Source organism: Geodermatophilus sp. SYSU D00684 (assembly GCF_054050455.1).
This window is the reverse complement of record NZ_JBJGZI010000055.1, coordinates 1-5,657: the sequence shown is the minus strand read 5'-3', so window position 1 is coordinate 5,657 and position 5,657 is coordinate 1. Positions and strand designations below refer to the sequence as shown.

Genomic DNA, 5,657 nt, shown 5'->3' with positions numbered 1-5,657 from the left:
CCCCCCGCCCCCCCCCCCCCCCCCCCCGCGACCCCCCCCCCCCCCCCCCCCCCCCCCCGCCCCCCCCCCCCCCCCCCCCCCCCCCCCCCCCACAGCTCGGCGTCAGATGACGGGGTCGGAGACCAGCGAGCCGGCGCGGTGCTCCTCCCGCAGCGCGGTCTTGAGCACCTTGCCGCTGGGGTTGCGCGGCAGCGCGGACACCACCGAGTACTCCCGCGGGTGCTTGTAGCGGGCCAGCCGCTCCCCGCACCAGGCCGACAGCTCGGCGGGCGTGGGCGGGTTCTCCGGGTCCCGCGGCGCGATCACCGCCAGCGGCGCCTCGCCCCAGCGCGGGTCGGGCACCCCGATGAGCGCGACCTCGGCGACGCCGGGGTGCGCGGCGAGCGCGTCCTCCACCTCGGCGCAGTACACGTTCTCGCCGCCGCTGATGATCATGTCCTTCTTGCGGTCGACGACGTAGAAGTAGCCGTCCTCGTCCTCGCGCACCAGGTCGCCGGAGTGGAACCAGCCGCCGGCGAACGCCTCCGCCGTCGCCTCGGGCTTGCCCCAGTACTCCTTCATCACCATCGGGCTGCGGTAGACGATCTCGCCGACCTCGCCGCGCGGCACGTCCTGCATGGCGTCGTCGACCACGCGGACCTCGACGTTGAGCATCGGCGTCCCGACCGAGCCGATCTTGCGGATCGAGTCCTCGCCGCGCAGCAGGCAGGTGACCGGGCTGCACTCGGTCTGGCCGAAGGCGGTGACCACCTCGGCCTGCGGGAACGTGTCGATCATCGACCGCAGCAGGGTGGTCGACGCCGGCGCGGCGCCCCAGGAGATCCGCTTGAGGCAGGACAGGTCGCGCTCGGCGATCCCCGGCACCGCCACCACGGCCGCCCACATCGCCGGCACGAGGAACAGGTTGGAGATCCGCTCCCGCTCGATGAGGTCGAGCACGGCCACCGGGTCGAAGCCGCCCGACGCGAGGATGACGTGGGTGCCGCCGAGCAGCAGCGGCGGCAGCCCGCCGGCCAGCCCGGCGATGTGGAACAGCGGCGCCCCCGGCGCACCGACCCGGTCGTCCGGACCCACCCCGAGGGTGGCCACCTGGCTGAACACGTGCACGAGCAGGTTGTGGTGGGTGAGGACGGCGCCCTTGGGCCGGCCGGTGGTCCCGGAGGTGTACATGATGAAGGCGGGCGCCGCCTCGTCGACCTCGACGTCGAGCGGCTCCGCCGACGCCGCCGCGAGCGCGTCCTCGTAGTCCTGGCCGATGGTCAGGACGGTGTGCACGCCGGGCGCCTGCTCGCGCGCCTTGGCCGCCACGCCGGCCAGCGCGGGATCGACCACGAGGGCGGCCGCCCCGCTGTCGGTGAGCACGTAGGCCACCTCGTCGGCGACCAGCCGGAAGTTGACCGGGACGACGATCGCGCCCAGCCGCACGCCGGCGAGGTAGGACTCCCAGACCTCGATCCCGTTGAGCCCCAGCACCGCCACCCGGTCGCCCGCGGCCACGCCCCGGTCGGCCAGCGCCCGCGCCAGCCGGGTGACCCGCTCGTCGAGCTCGGCGTAGGTGCGGCCGGTGCCGGCGAAGCGCACGGCCACCGCGTCGGGGGTGCGCCGGGCCCAGCGGGCGAGCTGGTCGGCGGTCGTCATGCCGCGCCCCTGCAGCCGGGGGGTCGGGTCGTCCACGGGTTCCTCCTGCGCCGCCGCCGGGTGTGACGTGCGTCATGCTGGCGGGGTGGCAGGGGACGGTCAACCCTGACCGTCAGGAGGACGGCGTGAGCATCCGCGCGGCGAGCCCCTTCCACAGGGTGAGGTGCGGGTCGGTGGCGGCGGGCCGCTCCTCGAAGGCGTACACGCAGGCCACCCCGCGCATGCTGGTGAACAGCAGCTCGCACACCTCGGCGTAGCGCGGCGCCGAGGCGATCCGCGGGCCCCAGATCCCGTCGGCCACCCGGCGGATCGCCGCCCGCAGCCGGCGCTCCTCGACCCGCAGCGCCGCCCGCAGCTGCGGGTCGGTGCGGGCGGCCACCCACAGCTCCATCGCCGCCCAGAACGGTGGCTCCTGGAACGTCGCCCACATGAGGTCGATCGCCCGGTCGATCCGCTCGGGCCCGGCTGGCTCGTCGGCCATGACCGCCGCCGCGCGCTCCTCCACCCCGGCCAGCAGCGTGCTCGACAGGTGCCCGGCGGCGGCGACCAGCAGCTCGGCGCGGGAGGGGAAGTGGTGCAGCAGCCGGCCGCGGGACACCCCGGCCCGGGCCTGCACGGCCAGGGTGGAGGCGCCGGCGTACCCGGACTCGACCAGGCACGCGACGGCGGCGTCGAGGATCAGCGCCCGGCTGTCGGCCGTGCGGGTGGACCGGCTGCGCGGGCCGTCGTCCGGGAGGGGTTCGGCGCTCACGCGCCGCAGGCTAGGGCCCCGGCGCGCCGCTGAACAGTCACCGTTGACCGTCGAGGGTGACCGCTGTCACGCTGCGGCGCGTACTGCTCGACGACGAGGAGGTACCGGGTGGACTTCGACGACACCCCCGAGGAGGCGTCCTACCGGGCGCACGTCCGCACCGTGCTCGACGAGCACGCGTCCGAGCTGCTGCACGTCTCGCCGGGGGAGCCGGTCGACGCGCGCTCCCGCGAGGCGGAGCTGCGGGCCACCCAGCGGGTGCTGGCCGAGGCGGGGCTGATCGGCGTCACGTGGCCGCGGGAGTACGGCGGCCAGGGCGGCACGCTGGTGCAGCAGGCGATCGTGGTCCAGGAGCTGGCCCGCGCCCGCGTCCCCACGCTGATCAACCACATCGGCATCGGCATGTGCGGGCCCACGGTGATCGCGCACGGCAGCGACGACCAGCGCGCCCGCTACCTGGCCCGGCTGCTGCGGGCCGACGACGTCTGGTGCCAGCTGTTCAGCGAGCCGGGCTCCGGCTCGGACCTCGCGGCGCTGCGCACCTCGGCCGTCCGCGACGGCGAGGACTGGGTGGTCAACGGCCAGAAGGTCTGGACGACGCTCGCGCACGTCGCCGACTTCGGCATCCTGCTCACCCGCACCGACCCGGCCCGGCCCAAGCACGCCGGGCTGACGATGTTCGTCGTCGACATGCACGCGCCGGGGGTGACCGTCCGGCCGCTGCGCCAGATGAGCGGCGGCGCGGACTTCAACGAGGTCTTCTTCGACGACGTCCGCATCCCCGACGCCGAGCGGCTCGGCGAGCCCGGCGAGGGCTGGCGGGTCGCGCTGACGACGCTGATGAACGAGCGGGTCGCGATCGGCGGCGCCGGCGGCGACATCGGCCCGGCGCCGGAGTCGCTGGCCGCGCACGCCCGCGACCGGCTGCCCGCGCTCGACCCGGAGCGGCGGGCGCTGGCCCGGCAGGCGGTCGGGCGGGCGCTGGTCGCCTCGCTGGCCGCCCGCTACACCGGCTACCGCCGGTTCACCACGCTGTCCCAGGGCGGGGTGCCCGGCCCGGAGGCCAGCGCCGGCAAGCTCGGCGGCACCGCCGCGGCCCGGCTGGTCGCCGACGCCGGCGTCCGGCTGCTCGGCGACGACGCCGTGTACGGCGCCACCGCCGACGGCGACGACACCTGGCAGCGGGCGCAGGCCTACGTGCCGGGCATCGCGATCGCCGGCGGCACCGACCAGGTGCTGCGCAACATCCTCGGTGAGCGGGTGCTCGGCCTGCCGCCGGAACCCCGCACCGACAAGACCGCGCCGTTCTCCGGAGGTGCCCGGTGAACTTCGACCTGTCCGACGACCAGCGCGCGGCCGCCGCCGGCGCGCGCGAGTTCTTCACCGGCTCGGTCACCCCGGCCGCCGCCCGCGCGGCGCTCGAGGGCGCCGGCGTCCCGGGCCCCGGGCGCAAGGCGCTGGCCGACATCGGCTTCCTCGGCATCACGGTGCCGGAGTCCGCGGGCGGCGCGGGCGGGAGCGTGCTCGACCTCGCCGTCGTCGCCGAGCAGGCCGGCGCGGTGCTGGCCGGGCCCTCCCTGGTCACCGCCGCGCGCGCCGCGGTGCTGCTGGGGTCCGCGCCCGACCTGGCCGCGCAGCTGGCCGACGGGTCCGCCGCGCTCGCCGTCCTCGACGGGCCGGTCACCGGCTCCGCGCCCTCGCTGGACGCCGCCGACGCCACGCTGTTCCTCGGCCTCGTCGACGGCGCGCTCGTCGTCGGCGAGGGCGAGGTGACCCCGGGCCGGCCGATGGACGCCACCCGCGGGCTGGCCTCGGTGCGGATGACCTCCCGCCGGGTGCTCGCCGAGGACGCCGAGCAGCTGTGGGCGCGGGCCCGCCAGGTGGGCGCGGTGGTCCTGGCCGCCGAGGACCTCGGCGCCGCCGACCGCGCGGTGCAGCTGGCCGTGGACTACGCCCGCCAGCGGGAGGCGTTCGGCCGGGTCATCGGCTCCTACCAGGCGGTCAAGCACATGCTGGTCGACGCGTGGGTGGGCGTGGACCAGCTGCGCTCGCTGGTGTGGTGGGCGGCGTGGGCGGCCGACTCCTCGCCGGCCGAGCTCCCGCTGGCCGCGGCCGCCGCCAAGGCCTACGCCGCCGAGGTCGCCGAGCGGGCCACCGAGACGGCGATCCAGGTCCACGGCGGCATCGGGTTCACCTGGGAGCACGACGCGCACCTGTACTGGCGCCGCGCCAAGGTGGACCGGCTGCTGCTCGGGGACGCCGCCGAGCACCTCGACACCGTCGCCCGGCTCGCCGAGGCCGGCGCCCTGGGATGACGTTCGAGCAGCTCCGGTACGACGTCGCCGACCGGGTCGCGACGATCACCCTGTCCCGGCCTGACCGGCTCAACGCCTTCACCCCGGTGATGGCCGCCGAGCTGGGCCGGGCCGCGGCGGCCGCGGACGCCGACGAGGCGGTGCGGGTCGTCGTCGTCACCGGGGAGGGGCGGGCGTTCTGCGCCGGCGCCGACCTGGGCGCGGGCTCGGGGACCTTCGCCGACCGCGACCCCGGCGAGGGCCCGCCGGTGCAGGGCACCGTCGACGGCGTCGCGCGGGACTGGGGCGGGGTCGCGTCGCTGCCGTTCGCCGCGCTGCGCAAGCCGGTGATCGCCGCGGTCAACGGCCCGGCGGTCGGCATCGGCGCGACGATGGTGCTGCCGATGGACGTGCGGCTCGCCGCGGAGTCCGCCCGCTTCGGCTTCGTCTTCGCCCGCCGCGGCATCACGCCGGAGGCGGCGTCGACGTGGTTCCTGCCGCGGGTGGTCGGCATCAGCCAGGCGGTGGAGTGGGTGGCCACCGGCCGGGTGTTCGGCGCCGCCGAGGCGCTGCGCGGCGGGCTGGTCAGCCGGGTGGTCCCCGACGCCGACCTGCTGCCCGCCGCGCTCGGCCTGGCCCGGGAGATCGCCGACAACACCTCCGGGGTGGCGGTCGCCGCGGCCCGGCAGATGCTGTGGTCGATGCTCGGGGCGCCCTCGCCCTGGGACGCGCACCGGCTCGAGTCGCGGGCGCTGGCCGAGCTCGGCCGCGGTCCCGACGCCGCCGAGGGCGTGGCCGCCTTCCTCGCCAAGCGCGCGCCGGCGTTCGCCACGCCGCTGGGGGAGGGGCCGGTGGCCGGTGTCCCGCCCTGGCCCGCCCCGCCCGACGACGTCCGCCCCTGACGTGGCCTTCCCGCGGGGGGGGCGGGGGCGGGCCCCCGGCGGTGTGGGGGCGCGCAGCGGGGGAGGGGGGGG

Annotated in this window: 5 protein-coding genes; 3 read left to right on the top strand and 2 right to left on the bottom strand. The window is 77.1% G+C overall.

Translation table 11 applies throughout. From position 1 onward, the window contains the following. Positions 1-102 precede the first annotated feature (102 nt). Together ACI79L_RS23820 and ACI79L_RS23815 are read right to left on the bottom strand one after the other, a co-directional pair. Positions 103-1,674, bottom strand: coding sequence for a long-chain-fatty-acid--CoA ligase (locus ACI79L_RS23820; protein WP_456939171.1), 1,572 nt, complete (start codon positions 1,672-1,674; stop codon positions 103-105). Between the two features lie 76 nt (positions 1,675-1,750). After that, entirely contained in the window at positions 1,751-2,389 is a 639-nt protein-coding gene (locus tag ACI79L_RS23815) for a TetR/AcrR family transcriptional regulator (RefSeq protein ID WP_456926148.1), read from the bottom strand. Between the two features lie 108 nt (positions 2,390-2,497). On the opposite strand from ACI79L_RS23815, the gene ACI79L_RS23810 reads away from it, so the two are divergent. The 3 genes from ACI79L_RS23810 to ACI79L_RS23800 are packed head-to-tail and all read left to right on the top strand — an operon-like array spanning position 2,498 to position 5,585. Beyond that, positions 2,498-3,715 carry an acyl-CoA dehydrogenase family protein gene (locus tag ACI79L_RS23810; protein WP_456939170.1) on the top strand — a complete coding sequence of 406 codons (1,218 nt, stop codon included), beginning with the start codon at positions 2,498-2,500 and terminating at the stop codon, positions 3,713-3,715. Next, on the top strand, positions 3,712-4,704 hold the full coding sequence (locus ACI79L_RS23805) for an acyl-CoA dehydrogenase family protein (RefSeq protein WP_456939169.1): 993 nt from the start codon (positions 3,712-3,714) through the stop codon (positions 4,702-4,704). Before ACI79L_RS23810 ends, ACI79L_RS23805 begins: the two co-directional genes overlap by 4 nt. After that, positions 4,701-5,585 carry an enoyl-CoA hydratase-related protein gene (locus ACI79L_RS23800; RefSeq protein WP_456939168.1) on the top strand — a complete coding sequence of 295 codons (885 nt, stop codon included), beginning with the start codon at positions 4,701-4,703 and terminating at the stop codon, positions 5,583-5,585. Before ACI79L_RS23805 ends, ACI79L_RS23800 begins: the two co-directional genes overlap by 4 nt. Positions 5,586-5,657: the final 72 nt, after the last annotated feature.